Genomic DNA, 20896 nt, shown 5'->3' with positions numbered 1-20896 from the left:
TAATTAATCAATCTTACCAATAAAGCGGTAACCTTCACCGTGAATTGTGCTGATAAGCTCAGGTGTGTTTGCTTCGCTTTCGAAATGCTTACGAATACGACGAATCGTAACATCTACTGTTCTGTCATTAGCGCGTAATTCACGGCCTGTCATGTGCTTGATTAGCTGCTCGCGGCTAAAGATACGACCAGGAGCGTCAAGCATTAAACGTAATGCGCGATATTCACCTTTAGGTAAGCGCTTAACATCACCTGTTGGCGAAGTTAAACAACGACTATTTTCATCAAGTTCCCAGCCATTAAAGGTGAGAAGACCAGAACTATTGCTTTCGATTTCGTCGCCATTTGAGTTAGTGCGCGTTAAAAGGTTACGTGCACGAATTGTCAACTCGCGTGGGTTGAATGGTTTAGTAATGTAATCGTCTGCACCAATTTCTAGACCAAGAATACGATCTACGTCGTTGTCACGACCAGTTAAAAAGATAAGACCAATATTACGTTGCTGACGAATTTCGCGTGCTAAGATTAAGCCGTTTTTCCCTGGCAGATTAATGTCCATGATCACCAAGTTAATATCATCATTTTGTGAAATACGCTCGTGCATTTCTTCACCGTCAATGGCTTCTAGCACTTTGTAGCCTTCAGCTTCAAATAAGCTGACAAGATTTAACCTAGTTACGTCTTCATCTTCGACGATTAAAATCACAGGCGTTTGCATTCTTATTTAACCCTTATAGGTAAATTAAAATTATTTTCAGTAACTACTTACATTTTAGGATTATAGGGGCTAACACATTAGTAAACAAGTTTTCACGACTAGTGAAAGAGTACATTTGTGACCTAAGGGGGGATTTTGCAATAATTTGTCGAAGTTAAGGTTTATGATGCGGAATTTTAGCGTATTGCTTGATAAATTATGCGCACTATTTGGCATGTTATAACCAAGCATTGCATTCTACTCAAACATAGACATTAGTATAGTGCTTGCTTAAATAAGCGCGTTGAACAGAATCCAAATGCTACGTTTTTGTGTTGATTTATCGCTTACTGTTTGACGAGCTTAATGCACTGTTGAGAGCGCCAATAAGTCTAAGTGACCGCTACAACATGCCTTGTTCTCACAGACTCAGGTTATTTAGTATGGTGCTACTTTTGCTAATGCCAATAAACGTGCATTAAAACTAATGATGTTTTCGTCCAACTTGGTTTGGTTTATGTGTATACGTATTTTCTTTTGTTCTTGCACTAATGCCATCAGGGCGCCCGCGTTTAACGTTGATTCTTGTTCGCCAATGGTAATTGTGTGACTCGTTATTTTCTCTAAATAGCGGTCGGTATTTTTAATGTCTTTTGATAAGTATAAATACGAGCACTGTTTTAGTTTATCTGAATCTAAGGTATCAATAACCTGCAGGGAAAAGTTAAGTCTTTGACGTAGCACCTGCTGTTGCGCATTGATCAATTCGCCAACAGGGCCTAATTGTTCGGCAAAACAAAAAGTTATTTCGTAAGGTTTATGATTTGGATCTGTGTAGCGTACGAAAGAAGGAATTTGCATTAAGTAGGCCGCCCGCAATTGCTCCGCGGTTTTTGCCGATACAAATGAGCTGAATAATCCAATAACAACAAGCAGTAGCAAACGCATTACTGAGCTCCTTGTTTGATTGGTAATTCAATTACGAAATGCGCACCTGTTTGTGCTTCGGTATCGAGTTTAATGCTGCCATCAAGGGCTTGGGTTACCAAGTTATAAACTAAATGCAAACCAAGGCCACTGCCACCTTCGCCACGGCGTGTTGTAACAAACGGGTCGAAAATACGGTTGCGAATACTAATTGGCACACCATTACCATCGTCTTGGTAGTCAATAATCGTAGTATGTTCGTTTGCTGATACCGTTATGACGATATTGCCTTGCTGCTCGGGGCCAAATGCATGGATTAAACTATTGCTAATAAGGTTTTCAATAATTTGTTGAATAATTGGTGGTTTTGTCCAAATTTCAAGGTGTGTATCACCTTCAATACTTACCTGATGTGGGAATTTGGTTAATTCACCGCTCAGTGTAGTAATGACCTGATTAATAAAATCGTGAAGGTGGATTAATTTATCTTCTTGCGTTTCGTGGGTAACAGCAAGTTGCTTAAAGCTTGAAACCAGTTCAGCAGCGCGATTTAAATTACGATAAATTAAATCTAAGTTTTCAACACCATCTTCAATAAAACGACTCATATGAGATGAGGTAAGGGTTTTATTTTCGAAATTAACTCTAAGCTCTTCAAGCTTGTCTTTTAGCAACGTAGAGCCTGTAATACCCAATCCAAGTGGGGTATTTACCTCGTGAGCAACGCCCGCAACCATTTGCCCAAGCGATGCCATTTTTTCGTTTTCGACAATTTTTGTTTGGTACTGATGCATTCGCTCAAGCGTGCTTAACAGTTCTTGATTGGCTTCTTTCAAGGCCTCTGTACGCTGGTTAACTTTCTGCTCAAGGTTTTGGTTTAATTGTCTTATTTCTTGCTCATCTTTTTTCTGACGCTCTAGTTGCGCCAAGGTTCGGGCAAATAAGGTATTGATACTTTTAGCCAACATATCAAGTTCAGTAATTTTGGCAGTAGGTACAATAACATCGTAATTTTTGTTTTTTGAGACATCTTTAACCACTGTACTTAGTGCTTCAATTGGACGTGAAAAGCGACGTTGAAAGGTGAGCGTTATCAGCAATACAGAAAGTAAAATAACAACGCCGACTACTACATCAACTGAAATTCGATTTTTTAGCGCTTCTTGAATTGAAGCATCGGTACCCATTATATACACATAACCGTCAATCTTAGGGTTAGCGCTAATAACGTTATCGTTATCATCGGTTCTAATTGGGTAAATTACTTCAATATTGTCGCCATCGATATTTGAGCTTACTCTGTTAGTGAGCTTTTTGACTTTTGAGGCTATGGGAGGGTTGTCACCGGTGTTGTAGGTGGCAAAAAGTGAGATTGCACCACTAAACTCATCAACTTGATAAATGTGAATGTTTTTAATGTAATCAATCTTTTCATAGGCTTTTAACTGCTTTTGCATTTCGTCTTGATCGAGAAATACTACGGGCACATAAGCATTAAAAGAGATGATGCCGGCAATCGTATTTAGCTCTTCAATCAGGTTCTTTTTCTGATTAGAGACGTCTAATACTGTACTTACGATAACCGAAAGCAATATGCTTAAAGAGGTGATGACAATCACCGCACGGCTTAACGCCTTTCTAATTGTTATTGTTTTATGATTATTTTGCATACGGCATTAAGTTATCAGGGTTAATTTCATATTACTCAGCACCATCACGTTAAGCAAATTTATTAAATGCGTAAAATCTAATAGGTGCTATTGCAAGTTTAGACGTTAATTTGGTGGATAATCAATAAGGTTATGGAAAATAACAGTTTGGCATTGTGGCAAATATATCAAACAGCGAGATTTAGTCAGTTTTCACACAATTCTAGGACTAACCGTGTTTTAGTTGTTTTGAGCGTTTGGAATGCGCACGGGCAAACCAGCTCAGCCATGCAAAATCGCAAGCTCGCTGCCTTTGTTAGTGCGCTACTTAGAAAGCGAGGCATTCAGTTTCAAACCCTTTGGGGCGGCTCAGAGAATATGTGCTATCGCGAATTAACCTTTGCTTTTTATGTAAGCAATACAAACGATGCATATATTTTTGCAATGCGAGCTAAGCAAAAGGCGTTTTACATTGTGAAAAATCGCAAACTTACCTTATGTGCAACAAATAAACGCTACTTGCCAAAAACGCTCGGCAACGTAAAAGAGTACTTGGTTTCTGTGCCAAAAAGGCAGTTAATCTATGCTAAAAATCAGGCGGTTGCAGAATAAATCGTGAACTTTTTGTTGTCTTTGAGTTTGCTGAAATCACCAAACTCATCACGCAATGCATCGGCATAGGGTAAAAAGCTGTTAGCAACAATAAGTAATTCACCGCGTTTATTTAAGCGCTTTTTTGCATCGGCGATAAACAGTTGGGTGATGTCGTAGTTAGTTGAAAGACCTGTATGAAATGGCGGATTAGAGACAATATAGTCAAATTTAGCATCAATTGATGAAATACCATCAGCCAGCTTTAATTCGGCATTTACCCCATTTTCGGCAAAGGTCAGCTCTGCAGCTGCCAACGCAAGTGCACTCACGTCTGATGCAACAATCTTACATTCAGCATAATGCTTGGCTAAAAATGTAGAGATCACACCACAGCCGGTTGCAAAGTCCAGCAGCGTTTTAGGATTGTTTAACTTAATTGTTTCAAGCAACAACTCTGTACCTTTATCAAGTTCGCCGTGGCTAAATACGCCAGGTAAAGTTACTAAGCTAAGCGGTGTTCCCGCAACATTGATTTCAAACTGTTTTGCGTAGCTGGCTAGTTGGAAATCAGGATTAACGGTTAAACCTGTGAACTGAAACAAACTGCAATGACGAGCCGAGTCGACTTTACGGGAAAATTGCGCTTCTGTTTTAAGTTGTTTTACAACAGACTTAACGCCGCCTTTGTTTTCACCCACTACCAATAAGCGTGTTGACTCTGTACTGATAGCACGAATGTTATCAAGCAACATTTGCGCTTCAGCTTTTGCTTTCGGATAGTAAAAAACTACTAAATCGAATTGCTTTTTAGGCAAGCTAGCTGCAATTACTTGTTCAAAATTATCGTGTTGAAATTGGGTTCTGTTGGTCAAAATGCTGGTAAACCCGGTGACTGATGCGTTCGGGTACAGGTCGCACAGCTGCTCAGCAAAGCCATCGTTTACATGGTTTACTAATAAAACAGATTCGGCTTCTAAGTATTCTTGATTGCGAATTAATACTTGGCTGGCAGCTGATAGCATAGTGTTATACCTTTCTTTCGAACATTAAGTCCCAAACGCCATGACCTAAACGGTGGCCGCGCTGTTCAAATTTAGTCAATGGACGGTCGTCCGGACGCGGTACGTAATCGTTAGTTTCTGATTGGTTTTGGAACTTTTCAGCCGCAGTCATCACTTCTAACATGTGCTCAGCGTAGTTTTCCCAGTCAGTTGCCATGTGGAAAACACCACCGATTTTAAGTTTGCTGCGCAGGTTTTCAACGAATTCAGGCTGCACAATACGACGTTTGTGGTGGCGCTTTTTATGCCATGGATCAGGGAAAAACAGCTGTAACTTAGCGAGTGAACTATCGGCAATGCAGTCGGCAAGTACTTCAACAGCATCGTGCTCATAAACACGTAGATTTGTTACGCCGGCTTCGCTTGCATCCATTAAACATGCACCTACACCTGGGCGGTGAACTTCAATACCGATAAAGTTTGTATCTGGCGCATTCTTTGCCATTTCAACTAAAGATTTACCCATACCAAAGCCAATCTCAAGCACAACTGGGTTGTCATTGCCAAACACTTTGGTGAAATCAAGCAGGCCGTCTTGGTGGTTTAATCCCATAGTCGCCCAGTTATCTTCAAGTGCTTTCGCTTGCCCTTTGGTTAAACGACCTTCGCGTTTTACAAAGCTGCGAACTTTACGAATGTATTTACCTTCTTGTTCTGCTTGCTCTAAAGCAGTTTTAGATGTATCGCTCATATCTCACCGACGTTGAAAATTTGGTGGCGTATTATCCCCGCAACTTGCTTTTAGCTCAAGTAACCGAACGCCTTTTTTATAATAAATAGCAACAATTCCTTGAATTTTCAGTTTGCCTTTATAGACTGGCGACGATTTTGATGAAATCTATTTAGGGTCGTGCGTGAAAATAGAAAAGAAAGAAAGAGAGTGGTTTTCTAACCAAGTGGTTGAATGGTATCACTTATATGGTCGAAAGACGCTGCCATGGCAACTCGGCAAAACGCCATATAAAGTATGGGTGTCGGAAATTATGTTGCAACAAACCCAAGTGATAACGGTTATTCCATATTTCGAACGCTTTATGGCAAGTTTTCCTACAGTGCAAGATTTAGCGCAAGCAGACGAAGATCAAGTGCTACATCATTGGACTGGTTTAGGATATTACGCACGTGCTCGCAACTTGCATAAAGCTGCAAAGATTATTGTGGAGAAATACAACGGGCAATTTCCAGAAAACATTGACGAAGTTATTGCATTGCCAGGCATTGGCCGTTCTACCGCGGGCGCTATTTTGTCACTATCACTTGGCCAACATCATCCGATTTTAGATGGCAATGTTAAGCGCGTATTAGCGCGCTTTTTTATGGTGTCAGGTTGGTATGGTGAAAAGAAAGTAGAAACCTTATTGTGGCAGCTTTCAGATCAAGTGACACCAAAAGGCAATGTTGTTGAGTTTAATCAGGCGATGATGGACTTAGGAGCAAGTCTTTGTTCTCGTACAAAGTTTGATTGCGATCCTTGCCCATTAGTTAATAAATGTGGCGCACATAATGCCGAACGCGTAAAAGAGTTCCCAAATCCAAAACCGAAAAAAATCAACCCAACAAAGTCATGCCTAATGGCAATTGTTAAAGTAAATAATCAAGTGCTAATGGAAAAGCGTCCATCATCGGGTATTTGGGGAGGGCTATTTGGCTTTTTTGAATTTGCTAACGAAAATGAATTAGAAAATTGGCTGTTAAGCAATGGGTTGGCAGGTGAAAAAACATATCTTGATGAATTTAAACATGTGTTTAGTCATTTTAATTTAATGATCACACCTGTTGTGATAAACGTTACTAAGCTGCCATTGAATGTCGCTGAAAAAGAGGTTTTGGCGTACAACTTAATGCAGCCACAAGAAGTGGGGCTTGCTACGCCTACAAAGAAAATAATTAAAACTTTGACCAGAAAAGGGTAAACTGAAAACAAAGTTTACAGTGAGATTGATTATGGCACGTACCGTTTTTTGTCAAAAGCTACAAAAAGAAGCCGATGGCTTAGATTTTCAACTTTACCCAGGTGATGTGGGTGAACGTATCTTTAATAACATTAGCAAAGAAGCATGGGCTCAGTGGCAACACAAGCAAACTATGTTAATTAATGAAAAACATCTAAATATGATGGACCCAGAACATCGCGGGTTTTTAGAGGAGCAAATGGTTGGCTTCTTGTTTGAAAACAAAGATGTTGAAATTGAAGGTTACAAACCGGTAGAAAAATAAAAAGGCGCCAATTGGCGCCTTTTTTGCTTTTTGTTTGCTGTTATTAGAGCGTGTTGACCTTTGCTGTCTATTTCTGCAGCAGTTTGTTTGGCATTTAGACGAGGCAGAGCGATTGCGGTGTAGTTAGTTTACATAAATGAGCGATAACACAGTATAAACGCCAAACAAGCGCTACCTAATAGGTTCAACCCAAAGCGTTTTGTTCGTTGTTGTCGCTTCTTGACTTAGCCCGCTAGGCCTACAAAGCAACGCCGCGATCAAAAAGCTTTGGATTTGAACAGAATTTAGACCACAAAGATCAACACGCTCTAGTTATTCAGGCTATTTTTCAAATAGTCATGTATAAACTCATTGGCTTCAAAGAAGCTGCGCTCAAGCTCATCAGCGTAATGCGTTAAGGTTACGCTAGCAATGTCTCTTTCTTGATTAACAAGTGTTTCAATCGCTTGTGCTGCATTGGCAACGCTCACTGCACCAATGGTTTGTGCTGTTGATTTTAATTGATGTGCGAGCTTACCTGCTTGCTCTACATCTTCTTGCTTTAGCGCACGTGAAATATCAAACGCGAGATCTTGCCCGTGTTTGGCAAACATATCTAAATAATGTTGATGCTGCTGAACATCATTTCCAACATAACTGATTAATTTTTCAATTAAAATAGGTGTGGCAGTGGTGTGCGATTGTCCCTGCGGGAGCCATTTATCCATTAGTTCTTCAAGTACATTTAGCTCGACTGGTTTAGTAATGTAGTCGTTCATGCCGCCTTCAATACACTTTTCTCGTTCCCCCTTTAGGGCATTAGCAGTTACTGCGACTATGGTAGTTGCGGCTTTTAGGTCTTTACGATAAGGAGACTCTTGTCTAATTTTACGGGCTAAATCATAACCAGACATTTTAGGCATATGTAAATCGGTTAATACAAACTCGTACTGGCCGTTTTTCCACATTTCAAAACCTTCTTCACCATTGGAAGCAATATCTACACTGTAACCAAGTAAGTTAAGCTGGTCGCAAATCACTTGTTGGTTCATTAAATTATCTTCAACCAATAATACTTGGCAGTACCCTTTGTTCTGTTGGTTCGTTAACGGACTAATTTGTTTTTTAGTATTAATTACTTTAGGAGACTGAAGTCCAGCAGCAATTAACAATGAGTTAAAAAAGGCTGTTTTACACAGTGGCATTGCCGAAAGGTAAAATAGGTTGTTTAAATTTAGTTTAGCTTCGGTTAAGCGGCCTAAAACAATTGCTTGCTGTTTATGCTCTTCTAAGTTGTAGGCTATTTTACGTAGCAGCTTATTTGCTTCATCCATGTCATGTGTGCCATCAAGCACCCAGATCAGACCTTGTTTAGTTTGCCACTCGGCAAGCTCATCAGATATTTGATTAAACGGTGTTACCTGTGCCCCTAAATAGCTTACGTAAGATTGTAAGCGCTGCTTATTAATGTCTGTTGGGCTAAAGAGGGCAATTTGGCGCTTTTGCAAACGTCCGCGGTTGCCTTTTTTAGCTTCTGAATCTTTGGTGAAAGGAATGCTTACAATAAATTCACTGCCAAGACCAAGCTCAGAACTAACGCGAATGGTGCCGTACATTAATTCCGTTAAGCTTTTACAAATAGAAAGGCCTAAACCAGTACCGCCATATTCACGAGTAATGCTCTCTTCAGCTTGGCTAAAGGGTTGGAAAATACGTGCAAGTTGCGTTTTATCCATGCCTTTACCGTTATCGCTAATAATAAAATCGATAGTATCGAAATCATGGCTATTTGAGGCAAGTTTGGCTTCAATAGACACTTGCCCCTGCATATCACTATTTGTTTGGGTGAATTTAATTGCGTTTGAACACAGGTTATATATTACTTGGCGCACGCGCACGGCATCACCAAGCACAGATTCTGGAATTTCAGGGTCGATAAATAACGAAAGTTCTAAATCACTCTTGTGTGCGATTGAGCTCATTACTTTTGCAACTTCTTCAACGACATTAACAACGCTAAATGGTTTGTTTTCAACCGTTAGTTTGCCAGCTTCAATTTTAGAAAAGTCTAAAATGTCGTCCAAAATCCCTAACAGCGAAAAAGCAGATTCACGAATAATGCTGCTAAGCCGGTGCTGAGAGCCCGTTAAGGTTGTATTGCGTAATAAATCAATGGTGCCAATGACACCATTCATTGGTGTACGTATTTCGTGGCTCATGGTTGCGAGGAACGTTGTTTTAGCTTCGCTTGCACGTTCAGCAACTTTTATTGCTTTTTCTAGTTCTTGGGTGCGCGCAACCACCTGATGTTCAAGGCTAGATTGTAGGTCTTGTAAATCGTTTTCAGCCTTTATATGTAACTGCTCGCTCTTGTTTACCGCATCAAGTAGCAAATTAACGCGCTCAGCAGTGGGGGCAAGACCTAACCCGATATTTGTATCGACGCGAAGTTGATAATCACCTTTTTCGGTAATGACGCTAATTTCTTTATCTAGCTTTTCTGTATTCGAAATGATTTTTCGCGAAAGTGCGGTTGGTAAAAAGGTAAAACAAAAAATGCCGCTCAAAATAGCTAATGCTGTCCAAACGTATGCCGCGGTTGGCGAAGTAACGGTATTTATGATTTGTGATGGCTTTTTGTACTCGATAACAAGTAGGCCATGGTTCTTTCCTGCAAGGGTTAATTGTTGGCTTACGGTAATGGCGCTATCTGTTTCGGTTGCGGCGGTTTTGTTTTCAGGGTTTGAAAAGTTGCCACCAGTTTTACTGATTAGCTGTAACTCGTCACGTTTTAAGTTGTAAAGGTAGTAATCAATTCCTTTATCAACGGATTTTAAAGAATGAAGAATTTGAATCGCATTATTAAAACCAAATCGGGTGATGGCATCAACCAATGGTCTATCGACTTTATCTGCAATGGTTTGAATATCGAGTTTGGTATAGCTGGGGAGTTGTGGTTCGTTAGTTTGTATTTTGGAAAAGCTGTTTATTGCCATATATAACGATGCGGCAAAAATTATAAAAACAATGGCATTAATTGTATGAATAGCTTTTAGCGATAAAAACTTGTTAGTAAGCATTTTAAAACCTTACTCCAGTTACAGGGGCTTCTTTGGATATTATTGTTGCTTTATTTGTACAAGGCCAAAAAATTATGTTTTTGACCCAATTACTAGTACAAAATACCGATAAATCTTACTATTACATACGAATTTAGCAAAGTGAAATCATTTGTAGTGCTTTGTTTGTGTTCAATTTGGCGGATAAGTGTGCAAACGAAAATGAATGTTGAAAAAAGTGTTGACTTGAAGCGGTAAAACCCGTTTAATACGCCGCACGCCCAGACAGGCAGAACGCAAAAGCAAGATGCAAGTAGCGCTCAAATGTTTAGTAAAGTTAGTTTTACGTAATGCCCAAGTAGCTCAGTCGGTAGAGCAATTTGGAATAGCATTGAAAATCTTTTTAGATTTTCTAATTTACCGAATTAAAACGCCCAGATAGCTCAGTCGGTAGAGCAGAGGATTGAAAATCCTCGTGTCGGTGGTTCGATTCCGCCTCTGGGCACCATCTTTTAAAGATGACCAGTTTTAGTGTGCCTGCTTAGCTCAGTTGGTAGAGCAACTGACTTGTAATCAGTAGGTCGCCAGTTCGACTCCGGCAGCAGGCACCATTTATTTACTCGAAAGAGTGTACTTTAGCAGTACTAAAATAGCTAATGCATTAAAACGCCCAGATAGCTCAGTCGGTAGAGCAGAGGATTGAAAATCCTCGTGTCGGTGGTTCGATTCCGCCTCTGGGCACCATCTTTTAAAGATGACCAGTTTTAGTGTGCCTGCTTAGCTCAGTTGGTAGAGCAACTGACTTGTAATCAGTAGGTCGCCAGTTCGACTCCGGCAGCAGGCACCATTTATTTACTCGAAAGAGTGTACTTTAGCAGTACTAAAATAGCTAATGCATTAAAGCACCCAGATAGCTCAGTCAGTAGAGCGATTTGGAATAGTATTGAAAATCATTTTTTAAGATTTTCTAACTTACTGAATTTAAATGCCCAGATAGCTCAGTCGGTAGAGCAGAGGATTGAAAATCCTCGTGTCGGTGGTTCGATTCCGCCTCTGGGCACCACTTATTTTGAAACCCTGACCTAAAGGTCAGGGTTTTTTTATGCCTGTAATTTAGTGTTTAGCGAAATCTCACGTTAGTTCGATGAGAAAATACCTCCTTGTATTTTCCAAGCCATGCTGCGCATGTTCAAAATTGTTCCTGACAATTTTGTCCGCCTCTGGGCACCACTTATTCTGAAACCCTGGCCGTTAGGTCGGGGTTTTTTTATATCTGTAATTTAGTGTTTCCGAAATCTCACGTTAGTTCGATGAGAAAATACTTCCCTGTATTTTCCAAGCCATGCTGCGCATGTTCAAAATTGTTCCTGACAATTTTGTCCGCCTCAATTGCTGGGCACCACTTATTCTAAGTTCCTTTATTTATTTTTTTAACTTATACCTTTATAAGTAACTGTTTCAAAATAACTTTAAGCTCTTTTATCTATTGATGACTAATTCAATCGTCCATTTACTTCTCACGTATTCTATTAAGTTTTGACGGTTAGCCATAATGATCTTATTGGCAGGTGTTTCTGTATTAGCAATGAATGTAAGTCTATGTAAAGTTTATTGAGACACTTCTTAGACAATTATTAAACTATGATATTGAAGATATTTATTCTCTAGTGAGAAGACACCATGGGCAACAGGTTGAAGCCGCTTTTCAAAGTAAGTCTCGCTGTAGGTTTACTGATAACATTAGCTGGCTGTAATACAACAAATAAAATAACGTCAGATTATCGGGCTAACATAAATACCCCCGAAGCATGGCAGGCGCAAAGCCAATACTTGGCGGTGAAAAATAACTGGTTGAACGAATTGCAAAATACGCAAGCGTTTGAGTTGGTCGAAAAAGCACTTGCGAATAACCGCAGTTTGCAGCAAAAGGCGTTAGATATTGCCGTTTCGAAACAACAACTCATCGTGACTGGTAGTGATTTATGGCCAACTCTTGATTTATCGCTTGCAAGTAATCGCCGCTATAATCCAACCACAGACAGCTACTCCAATGGTAATGGGTTAGACCTAAATTTATCTTATGAATTAGATGTTTGGGGGAAATTATCGGCAAAAGAGCGAAATGCTAATTTAAATGTGATGGCATTAGAGGCCGATTACTTATCGCAAAAACAAGCATTAGTTGCTGCTGTCGTTAAAGCTTGGTTTGCCGTAATTGAGGCGAATAATCAAGTTGCACTTCTAAACGAACGCCTTGTGCTTGCGCAACAAAATTTAGAGATCATAGAGTCGGGATACCGCCAAGGACTCAATGACGCGCTGGATGTGTACTTAACACGTAACGAACTTAACAACGAAAAATCTCGTTTAGTTGCGCAGCAAAATACGCAAGTAGAGCGCATTAGGGATTTAGAGTTGCTGCTAGGTGACTACCCATCGGGTTTACTTTCGGTGACTGCTGAGCTTCCGCTATTAGCATCAGATATTCCACTTGGTATGCCGTCAGAGTTAATCACTCGAAAGCCATCACTTATTGCAAGTTGGTACAGTTTACTGGCAAAAGATGCTGCACTGGCTTATGCCCATAAACAACGTTTTCCTAGTTTAAAATTGACCGGCAGTGTTGGACCAGATAGCAGTGATATCAGTGATTTGCTGGCTGGTGGCAATGTTGCGTGGTCGTTGGCAGGGTCGCTTACCGCGCCATTATTTAACGCGGGTCGCTTACAAGCCAACGAAGAAAAAGCATTGCTTGAACTTAATAAACAAGAACTCAGCTATTTAGATAGCCTCTATTTGGCATTCCAAAGTGTTGAAAATGGCATTTCAGCAGAGCGCAATTTGCAGCAAAGGTACGAATCAACCTTACTTGCCGCAAATAACGCTAAGCTTGCTGAAACCTTATCATTTGAGCAGTACTTGAAAGGTTTAGTGAGTTATACCACGGTACTTGATGCGCAGAAGCGTTCTTTTGACGCACAAAGTAGCTTAATAACGATAAAAAATTTACTGATAGCAAACCGTGTTGACTTACATGTTGCACTCGGTGGCGATTTTAACGTCGCAGAATTAAAGGAAAACGCTAATGCCAACTAATAAAATACGATTCCCACGTTTTGTAATGCCAGTTGTAATTTTGATTGTGGCGGGCATTATCGTCAGTGTTATTTTTAAAAATCCACCTACAGCAAAGCGTTTTGGTGGCGCTAAACAAGCGCAGCTTATTGTTGATGCAAAGACTATTGAACCGCGTTCTTACCGAGTACAGGTGGCAAGCTATGGTATTGTAAAACCGCGCACGCAAAGTATTTTGGTGGCACAAGTGTCAGGCGAAATCAGCTTTATCAGCGATAGCTTGCGCGATGGTGGCTTTTTTGAAAAGGGTCAAATGTTACTCAGCATTGATGAGCGCGACTATCGTGCTGAAGTAAAAATTGCAGAGGCCAGTTTATTATCGGCAAAGCAAGCGTTAGTTGAAGAGCAGGCAAGAGGAAAACAAGCGCTGGCTGATTGGCAGCGTTTAGGAAGTGGCGATGCACCCAGTGATTTAGTGTTGCGTAAACCGCAATTAGCCGCGCAGCAAGCCAATGTATTGTCGGCGCAAGCAAAACTTGAAAAAGCACAGCTTGCACTTGAGCGCACAAAAATTGTCGCGCCGTTTTCTGGGCGTGTACTTAAAAAGCATGTTGATATTGGTCAGGTGGTGTCAAACAATGCCCAACTTGCCGAGATTTTCGCCACCGATAAAGTCGAAATTCGATTACCGATTAATAATAAAGATTTAGCCTTTATAAATTTGCCAGAAGTGTATCAAAGTGGTGAAAAAACCAATCAAAATAGCCTTGTTACGTTTAATTCAGATTTAATTGGCGAGCAAACATGGCAAGGCACCTTAGTGAGAACGGAAGGGGCAATTAATGATGCGTCACAACAACTTTATGTAGTTGCTCAAATTGAAGACCCTTACTCAACGCCGATATCTGGACAAAATCCAGTAAAAATTGGCCAATATGTTAGTGCTACTATTAAAGGTCGTGAAATTTCAAACGCCTTAGTTATTCCAAATAACGCGATATATCAAGGTAGCTACGTTTATGTATTGGATAAAGAAAATCAATTACTAAGAAAAGATATCTCTCTTGCTTGGCAGGGCGAAAGTGAGAGTTTGGTCGCGACAGGTTTAATGGCGAATGACCGCTTGGTAGTGACACCGCTTGGTCAAGTAAGTAGTGGCACGCGCGTAGCTGTTATTGGTGAATCGCCAGTAAAACAACGCGACTCAGAGCAACGCGTAACTAAGTTACAAGAAATCGCGAAACAGCGCGGCATTACCGTGGAGCAATTAAAAGCTGAACGTAAAGCCATGCGTGAACAGGAGAAAGAACTATGATCGCCTGGTTTACACGCAATCATGTTGCCGCAAACTTGTTGATGATCAGCATTTTAATCGGTGGCCTGTTTTCGCTAACAACACAATTACCGCTTGAAGTGTTCCCGTCGTTTGAAACCGATCGTATCAGCGTGAATATGTCGTTGCGCGGTGCAACACCGGAAGATGTAGAGCAAGGCATTACTATTCGCATCGAAGAAGCAGTGCAGGATTTAGAAGGCATTAAAGAAATCCGCAGTCGCTCTTCTGAGGGCTCGGCGTCAGTTACCATCGAAGTCGATTCAGGTTACGACCCTCGCGATATGTTGGCCGACATTAAAAGTCGCGTAGATTCTATAAATACCTTTCCAAGTGATGCTGAAAAACCAGTAGTATCACTTGCCCAGCGTAAACGCGATGTGATTAACGTGACTGTTTCGGGCAATTATTCAGAGAAAGAAACACGAGAATTTGCCGAAAAGGTTCGCGATGATTTATTACGTATTCCGGGCGTAACCCAACTTGAACTGGACGGTGTTCGTAACTATGAAATTGCGGTCGAAATAAGCCAAGATAAACTGCGCCAATATCAATTAAGCATTGCTGATATTAGCAATGCGATTGATCGTTCAAGTGCCGATATTTCGGCGGGTAATTTACGCTCAAGTGGCGGTGATATTTTACTGCGCTCAAAAGGCCAAGCGTATTACAAAGATGAATTTGCAAGTATTATTGTAAAGAGCTTGCCAGATGGCTCACTGATCCGTTTATCTGATGTGGCTAATATTCAAGATGGCTTTGAAGAGTCACCCGTTCGCACGCGTTTTAATGGTAAACAAGCTGCGTTTATTGAGGTGTATCGCATTGGCGACCAAAGTGCGATAGATGTAGCTGATAAAGTAAAAGATTATATTCAAAGTCAGCAAGGCAAATTACCGGCAGGGTACGAGCTAAGTTACTGGGATGATGACTCTGTTATCGTTAAAAACCGTATTTCAACATTAACCTCAAATGCAATGCAAGGCGGCATTTTAGTGCTTGCTTTATTGACCTTATTCTTACGTCCCGCAATTGCGTTTTGGGTATTTATTGGTATTCCTGTGTCATTTATGGGCGCATTTTTAGCGATGCCACTTTTTGGCATCACACTCAATATTATGAGTCTGTTTGGCTTTATATTGGTGCTCGGTATTGTGGTCGATGATGCCATTGTTACCGGAGAGAACGTTTATACTCACTTAAATGGCTCTGAGTCCGGAGAGGAAGCGGCCATAAAAGGTACGCAAGAAGTTGCAACGCCAGTAACGTTTGGCATCTTAACCACAGTAGCGGCGTTTTTACCGCTCGCTTTTATTGATGGGGCTCGCGGCGCTTTATTTGCGCAAATTCCAGTAGTTGTGATCCCTGTTCTGCTAATGTCGTTGGTGGAATCTAAATTTGTATTACCGGCTCACCTTAAGTACTTAAAGTTGCGTAAGGAAAAAGGGCAGGTAAGCAAGTTTAGTCAGTTCCAACAGAACTTTGCTGATGGCTTTGAACGTAAAATTTTTAAATACTATCGTCCTCTTCTAAATAAAGCGGTGAGTAATAAGGGCATCACATTATCTGTATTTGTGGCGGTATTTTTTATTATCTTGTCATTGATTATGAGCGGCTGGACTAAATTTATTTTCTTTCCGAGAATCCCGAGTGAAACCGTGCGTGCAAACCTCACTTTACCAACAGGTACGCCTTTTAACGTGACTGCAAAATACATTGACTTAATGGCTGATAAAGCAGAGGTATTGCGAGAAAAGTATCGTGATCCCGATACCGGTGAGAGTGTTATTATAAATGTATTAGCTACCACTGGCGGGCGCGGTGGGGCAACAAATACAGGTGGCGTGCGTTTTGAAATAACGCCACCGGAATCTCGTGCTCTTGATATTGGCTCGCGCGAATTAGTATCCGAATGGCGCGGTTTAATAGGGCAAATTCCAGGAGCCGAAACGCTAACATTTAGAGCCGAAATTGGTCGTTCAAGCGATCCAATAGATGTGCAACTAACGGGCATGTCACTGACTACTTTGCAGGAAGTGGCCGACCAAGTTAAAAAGCATTTGGCAACGTACCCTACCGTTTTTGACATCGCAGATAGCCTAAGTGATGGTAAGCAAGAGTTACAATTAGAGCTTACCGCGCAGGGTAAAGCGCTGGGTTTAACACGTACAGATGTAACACGTCATGTACGAAATGCATTTTTTGGTGTTCAAGTACAGCGTATTCAACGCGGTAGAGACGATGTGCGCGTCATGGTGCGTTTACCACTCAGTGAGCGCAGTTCACTTACTACATTAAATGCGTTGCTGATTGATACGCCAAGCGGTGGTCAAGTACCGTTAAATCATGTGGCAACATTAACTCCGGGTAAAAGCCCATCAAGCATTTATCGTATTGACCGTTTCCGTACGGTAAATATCACCGCGGATATTGAAAAAGCCAATACGAATATGACCGTGTTGCAGGCAGAGCTAAAAGACTTTTTAGATGGCTTAGTTGCAAAGTATCCTGGTGTGCGTCATTCACTGGAGGGTGAAGCAAAAGAGCAGCGCGAGTCATTTAGTTCGCTTGGGTGGGCACTAATCTTCGTATTTTTTGTCATTTATGCGCTGTTAGCGATACCTTTTAAATCGTATATTCAACCGCTTATTGTAATGAGTGTAATTCCTTTTGGCATGATTGGTGCGGTGCTAGGCCATTGGATCATGGCAATGGAATTAACCATTATGAGTTTACTCGGTATGCTTGCGTTAATTGGCGTAGTGGTTAACGACTCCTTGGTGTTGGTTGATTATATTAATAAACGACGAAACGATGGTCATGATCTTATGGAAGCCGTATTAACTGCAGGTGTATCGCGCTTTAGACCCGTAATGCTTACAAGTATTACTACGTTCTGTGGCTTAATGCCGTTATTGTTTGAACAGCAAACTCAAGCGCAGTTTTTAATTCCAATGGCCGTATCACTTGGCTTCGGTATCATTTTTGCCACGTTAATTACGCTAATTCTGGTGCCAGTAAATTACTTAATTGTTGAGAAGTTAAAGACGGGATATGCAAAACTAACAGAGACAAATCAGCAAACGGCTTAAGTAGCGAGTTACTCTAGTGCCCTAAATATAGCGTACTGAGTGTACTTAAATTTATCGCATTCGAATGGCTATATTTGAGAACTTTGCGCATATTTGGTTGGTACTAAATCTGTTGATGTTCCTGATGCAATAGGTTCGCTAATCAAAAACGTCATTTGTAAAAAGGAGCTTAGGCTCCTTTTTTATTATTTTTATAAAAATATTTTGTGATTACATTTAATCACATGCCTTTTTCTATCTCACTGATAAATAAGTATTAAAAATACTATTGCAGTCCAATCAACAAACCTCTTATTAATATTTTGTATACAAAAGTGTAAAAAAGTATTAATTTATGTAGAAAGTATACAATATATTTTATATAAATTAGCACGTGTTACGAACTCTCACATCAGTAACACGTACGTAAATTATTTTTATAAATGGCGAGTAAAATAATGAAAACAAATAAATGGGGTTCTCAAACGGGCTTTAAAAAGGCATTGTTGCCTTTCACGATTTCTTCACTTCTTCTTGGTGCACCAGCACTTATGGCTGCCGAAGAAGATGCAGCAGCAGAACAAGTAGAACGTATTGCAATTACTGGTTCGCGTATTAAACGCGTTGATATGGAAGGGGCATCACCGGTTATTTCAATTACTGCGGCCGATATGGAATTATCGGGCTTTTCAACAGTAAGTGATGTTTTACGTAACTCAACACTAAACAGTTTTGGCTCATTTGGTGGCGCATCAAATAATGGATGGAGCTCGCAAGCGCAAGTTGCACTGCGTGGTGCCGATCCTCGTCAAACGTTGGTTTTAATTGATGGTGTTCGATTGACTAAATCACCAGTTACGGGCGGCTCTGCAAACTTAAATATGATCCCAACTGCGGCAATTCAGCGCATTGATATTTTAACGGATGGTGCGTCGGCAGTTTACGGTTCAGATGCTGTCGCGGGTGTAATTAACGTAATTTTAAAACGCGATTATGAAGGTGCTGAGTTCTCAGCAAAACTTGAAACGCCAGATACAATCGATAGCGGCGATTCGCAGCGTTATACGTTTACAGCGGGCGGTTCGTCAGATAAAACATCGTTTGTATTTGCTTGGGAGCACTATAAAGAAGAGCAAGTTCTTTACGCTGACTTACCTTATGCTAAAGCGCAACTTAAAGAGGAAGGGTTAGATCCACGTTATCTTGATAACTGGCATGGTATTAGCCCAACAGGTCGCGCATTAGAGCAATGGAGTAACGGTTGGGTAACGCAATCGCTAAACCAAGAAAATAACTGTGATGTATATAACGGCCAAGGTTCTGGTACATTTATCGGTCCATTAACGCGTTTATCTGATGAGAGCTACTCAATTTGTGGTTACGACTGGACGCAAGCGGCACAAGTTTTACCAGAAACGCGTCGTGACTCTGTAATGGCTAACTTCACTTATTCATTAACTGAAGATACAAGCATGTTTGTTCGCGGTATGTGGATGAACCAAAACACAGTCGATGTTTCGGCAGGTGATCCTGCATGGTTCCCAGTAAATGACGCATTACCTGCACGCACAATTACCACATCAGATGGTACAACACTTAACTTAACGCCAGTAGAAGCGGGCGGTTGGTTTGGCTACCGTATGAATTCAGCGGGCGACCGTACTGCAGATCACAATGACAACTCGCTGGATTTAGCAGTAGGTTTTGACGGTAACTTTGGTGATGTTTACTGGGATTTAAGTGCTAACTATGCGCGCTACGATGCATTTACTTGGGGCACAAATTACACAAGTACGCCACAGCTTTCAGGTTCAGTAGGTAGCTTTGATGACGACGGTGTATGGCAAGGTTGGGATCCTCGTGATCCTGAATCTCGTCCACCAGCATCCGTATCAGCAAACTTTGATAAGTTTCGACGTGCAACACAAACAGCCGTTCGCGGTGGTTTACAATTTGATATCGTAGAATTACCGGCAGGTGCACTGTCAACTTATGTTGGTGCATCACATACCCGTGAAACTTACTACAGCAAAATCGATGGTCAGGCTGAAGCGGGTAACGTAAGTGGCGGTAACGGCGGTAGCGGAGGCGTTGGTTCACGTACTGTTTCTGCAGCATTTACTGAGGTTGCTATTCCTGTTATTGAAGGCATGGAAGTGAAACTAGCCGCTCGTTATGATGATTACAGCGACTTTGGTGGCACATTTAACCCTCAAGCAAATATTAGTTACCGTCCAATCGATAGCCTATTACTTCGCGCATCAATAGGTAGTGGTTTCCAAGCACCATTATTAACCGATTTATACAGCGATGTAGTGCGCGGTTATGCTGAAAACGAAGTGGATTTTATTGGTTGTTATCAAGATGGCATTAGTATTGGCGATTGTGAATATCGTACATCTTACTGGGCAAGTTCAGGTGGTAACCCAGACTTAGAGCCAGAAGAATCAGATAATACGAACTTAGGTGTGGTTTGGCAGTTCTCAGACGGTTGGTCACTTTCAGCAGATTACTGGACGCTTGATGTAGAAGGCCGTGTAGATACGATTGACCATGAATTACTGCAAATTATGCAAATTCAAATTTGGGAAACTGAAGGCCAAAACGTACCAATTTCAGCGCGTTTACCAGGTGTTGATATTCTTTACCGTGGTGACAATGTTTCTGAAATTATTAGCCCATTAGCAAACGCTGGTCTACGCGAAAGTGCAGGTCTTGATATGACACTGACAGGTAAGTTTGACTTTGAAGCTGCAGGCGCACTTGATTTTGACTTAAATTGGTCGCACATGGTGGCGTACAAAACCAGCTTTATTAATGAAGAAGGTGGTGTAGAGCTTGGTGAAGACGAACTGGGTGATGTTTACCGTCCACAAGATAGAATAAACGCGAACATCACTTGGTCACTTGGCGATCATGCTGTAAACCTTTACTCATACTACATTTCTGCACAAGAAAATGCGTATGTTGATGACAACGGTGAAAAGCAAGTTACCAATGAGCTGGATTCGTTTACTGGCCACAACTTAACGTACACTTATAACGCGCCGTGGGATGCAACTGTGTCAATTGCTGCGTTAAATGTACTTGATGAAGATACACCACGCGAAACTAGTTCACCGCGTGAACCTGTGTTATCTCTTTATGATGTACGTGGTCGCGTATTTACGTTGAACTATACACAGCGTTTCTAACATCAACCTAATTATTAACTCTCTTAATTTCCCTGGAGTTA

At 41.0% G+C, this 20896-nt stretch carries 13 protein-coding genes and 5 tRNA genes; 12 read left to right on the top strand and 6 right to left on the bottom strand.

Annotation, left to right across the window (positions count from 1 at the left end; all coding sequences use genetic code 11):
* Nucleotides 1-3 precede the first annotated feature (3 nt).
* The 3 genes from arcA to ACXAFE_RS09745 form a co-directional block, all read right to left on the bottom strand.
* The gene (gene arcA, locus ACXAFE_RS09755; protein WP_010559616.1) at nucleotides 4-717 is read right to left on the bottom strand and encodes a two-component system response regulator ArcA; all 714 of its coding nucleotides are present in this window, start codon (nucleotides 715-717) and stop codon (nucleotides 4-6) included.
* A 417-nt stretch (nucleotides 718-1134) separates the two neighbouring features.
* The gene (locus tag ACXAFE_RS09750; protein WP_475151800.1) at nucleotides 1135-1644 is read right to left on the bottom strand and encodes a YfiR family protein; all 510 of its coding nucleotides are present in this window, start codon (nucleotides 1642-1644) and stop codon (nucleotides 1135-1137) included.
* Nucleotides 1644-3293, bottom strand: coding sequence for an ATP-binding protein (locus tag ACXAFE_RS09745; RefSeq protein ID WP_475151799.1), 1650 nt, complete (start codon nucleotides 3291-3293; stop codon nucleotides 1644-1646). The genes ACXAFE_RS09750 and ACXAFE_RS09745 overlap by 1 nt, the downstream gene beginning before the upstream one ends.
* A 132-nt stretch (nucleotides 3294-3425) precedes the next feature.
* Between ACXAFE_RS09745 and ACXAFE_RS09740 the strand changes: the two genes are divergently transcribed.
* On the top strand, nucleotides 3426-3884 hold the full coding sequence (locus ACXAFE_RS09740; RefSeq protein ID WP_475151797.1) for a hypothetical protein: 459 nt from the start codon (nucleotides 3426-3428) through the stop codon (nucleotides 3882-3884).
* Here the strand turns inward: ACXAFE_RS09740 and ACXAFE_RS09735 are convergent.
* Both ACXAFE_RS09735 and trmB read right to left on the bottom strand, forming a co-directional pair.
* Nucleotides 3866-4888 (bottom strand): methyltransferase, encoded by a 1023-nt coding sequence (locus ACXAFE_RS09735; RefSeq protein WP_475151795.1) that lies wholly within the window; start codon nucleotides 4886-4888, stop codon nucleotides 3866-3868. The genes ACXAFE_RS09740 and ACXAFE_RS09735 overlap by 19 nt on opposite strands.
* 4 nt (nucleotides 4889-4892) lie before the next feature.
* The gene (gene trmB / locus ACXAFE_RS09730; RefSeq protein WP_475151794.1) at nucleotides 4893-5618 is read right to left on the bottom strand and encodes a tRNA (guanosine(46)-N7)-methyltransferase TrmB; all 726 of its coding nucleotides are present in this window, start codon (nucleotides 5616-5618) and stop codon (nucleotides 4893-4895) included.
* A 163-nt stretch (nucleotides 5619-5781) separates the two neighbouring features.
* On the opposite strand from trmB, the gene mutY reads away from it, so the two are divergent.
* Together mutY and ACXAFE_RS09720 are read left to right on the top strand one after the other, a co-directional pair.
* On the top strand, nucleotides 5782-6840 hold the full coding sequence (gene mutY / locus ACXAFE_RS09725) for an A/G-specific adenine glycosylase (protein ID WP_475151792.1): 1059 nt from the start codon (nucleotides 5782-5784) through the stop codon (nucleotides 6838-6840).
* Between the two features lie 31 nt (nucleotides 6841-6871).
* Entirely contained in the window at nucleotides 6872-7144 is a 273-nt protein-coding gene (locus ACXAFE_RS09720; protein WP_054981351.1) for an oxidative damage protection protein, read from the top strand.
* 308 nt (nucleotides 7145-7452) lie between these two features.
* On the opposite strand, the gene ACXAFE_RS09715 is transcribed toward ACXAFE_RS09720, so the two are convergent.
* Complete coding sequence (locus ACXAFE_RS09715; protein WP_475151791.1) at nucleotides 7453-10203, bottom strand: hybrid sensor histidine kinase/response regulator; 2751 nt, start codon at nucleotides 10201-10203, stop codon at nucleotides 7453-7455.
* A gap of 411 nt (nucleotides 10204-10614) precedes the next feature.
* Here ACXAFE_RS09715 and ACXAFE_RS09710 point away from each other — a divergent pair.
* From ACXAFE_RS09710 to ACXAFE_RS09670, 9 genes are all read left to right on the top strand, one after another.
* A tRNA-Phe gene (locus tag ACXAFE_RS09710) sits at nucleotides 10615-10690 on the top strand.
* 27 nt (nucleotides 10691-10717) lie between these two features.
* Nucleotides 10718-10793 (top strand) — tRNA-Thr (locus ACXAFE_RS09705).
* A 57-nt stretch (nucleotides 10794-10850) separates the two neighbouring features.
* Nucleotides 10851-10926: transfer RNA gene (locus ACXAFE_RS09700), tRNA-Phe, on the top strand.
* A 27-nt stretch (nucleotides 10927-10953) separates the two neighbouring features.
* A tRNA-Thr gene (locus ACXAFE_RS09695) sits at nucleotides 10954-11029 on the top strand.
* A 140-nt stretch (nucleotides 11030-11169) separates the two neighbouring features.
* Nucleotides 11170-11245 (top strand) — tRNA-Phe (locus ACXAFE_RS09690).
* Nucleotides 11246-11862: 617 nt separating this feature from the next.
* On the top strand, nucleotides 11863-13278 hold the full coding sequence (locus ACXAFE_RS09685; protein WP_475151789.1) for an efflux transporter outer membrane subunit: 1416 nt from the start codon (nucleotides 11863-11865) through the stop codon (nucleotides 13276-13278).
* Nucleotides 13268-14572 carry an efflux RND transporter periplasmic adaptor subunit gene (locus ACXAFE_RS09680; protein WP_475151788.1) on the top strand — a complete coding sequence of 435 codons (1305 nt, stop codon included), beginning with the start codon at nucleotides 13268-13270 and terminating at the stop codon, nucleotides 14570-14572. Before ACXAFE_RS09685 ends, ACXAFE_RS09680 begins: the two co-directional genes overlap by 11 nt.
* On the top strand, nucleotides 14569-17682 hold the full coding sequence (locus ACXAFE_RS09675) for an efflux RND transporter permease subunit (protein ID WP_475151787.1): 3114 nt from the start codon (nucleotides 14569-14571) through the stop codon (nucleotides 17680-17682). The genes ACXAFE_RS09680 and ACXAFE_RS09675 overlap by 4 nt, the downstream gene beginning before the upstream one ends.
* A 437-nt stretch (nucleotides 17683-18119) precedes the next feature.
* Nucleotides 18120-20855, top strand: a complete 2736-nt coding sequence (locus ACXAFE_RS09670) for a TonB-dependent receptor plug domain-containing protein (RefSeq protein WP_475151785.1) — start codon at nucleotides 18120-18122, stop codon at nucleotides 20853-20855.
* Nucleotides 20856-20896: the final 41 nt, after the last annotated feature.

Source organism: Pseudoalteromonas sp. ABV4_021 (assembly GCF_056159365.1).
Note: the sequence above shows the minus strand (reverse complement) of the source record. Positions and strands in the feature narration are given on the sequence as shown.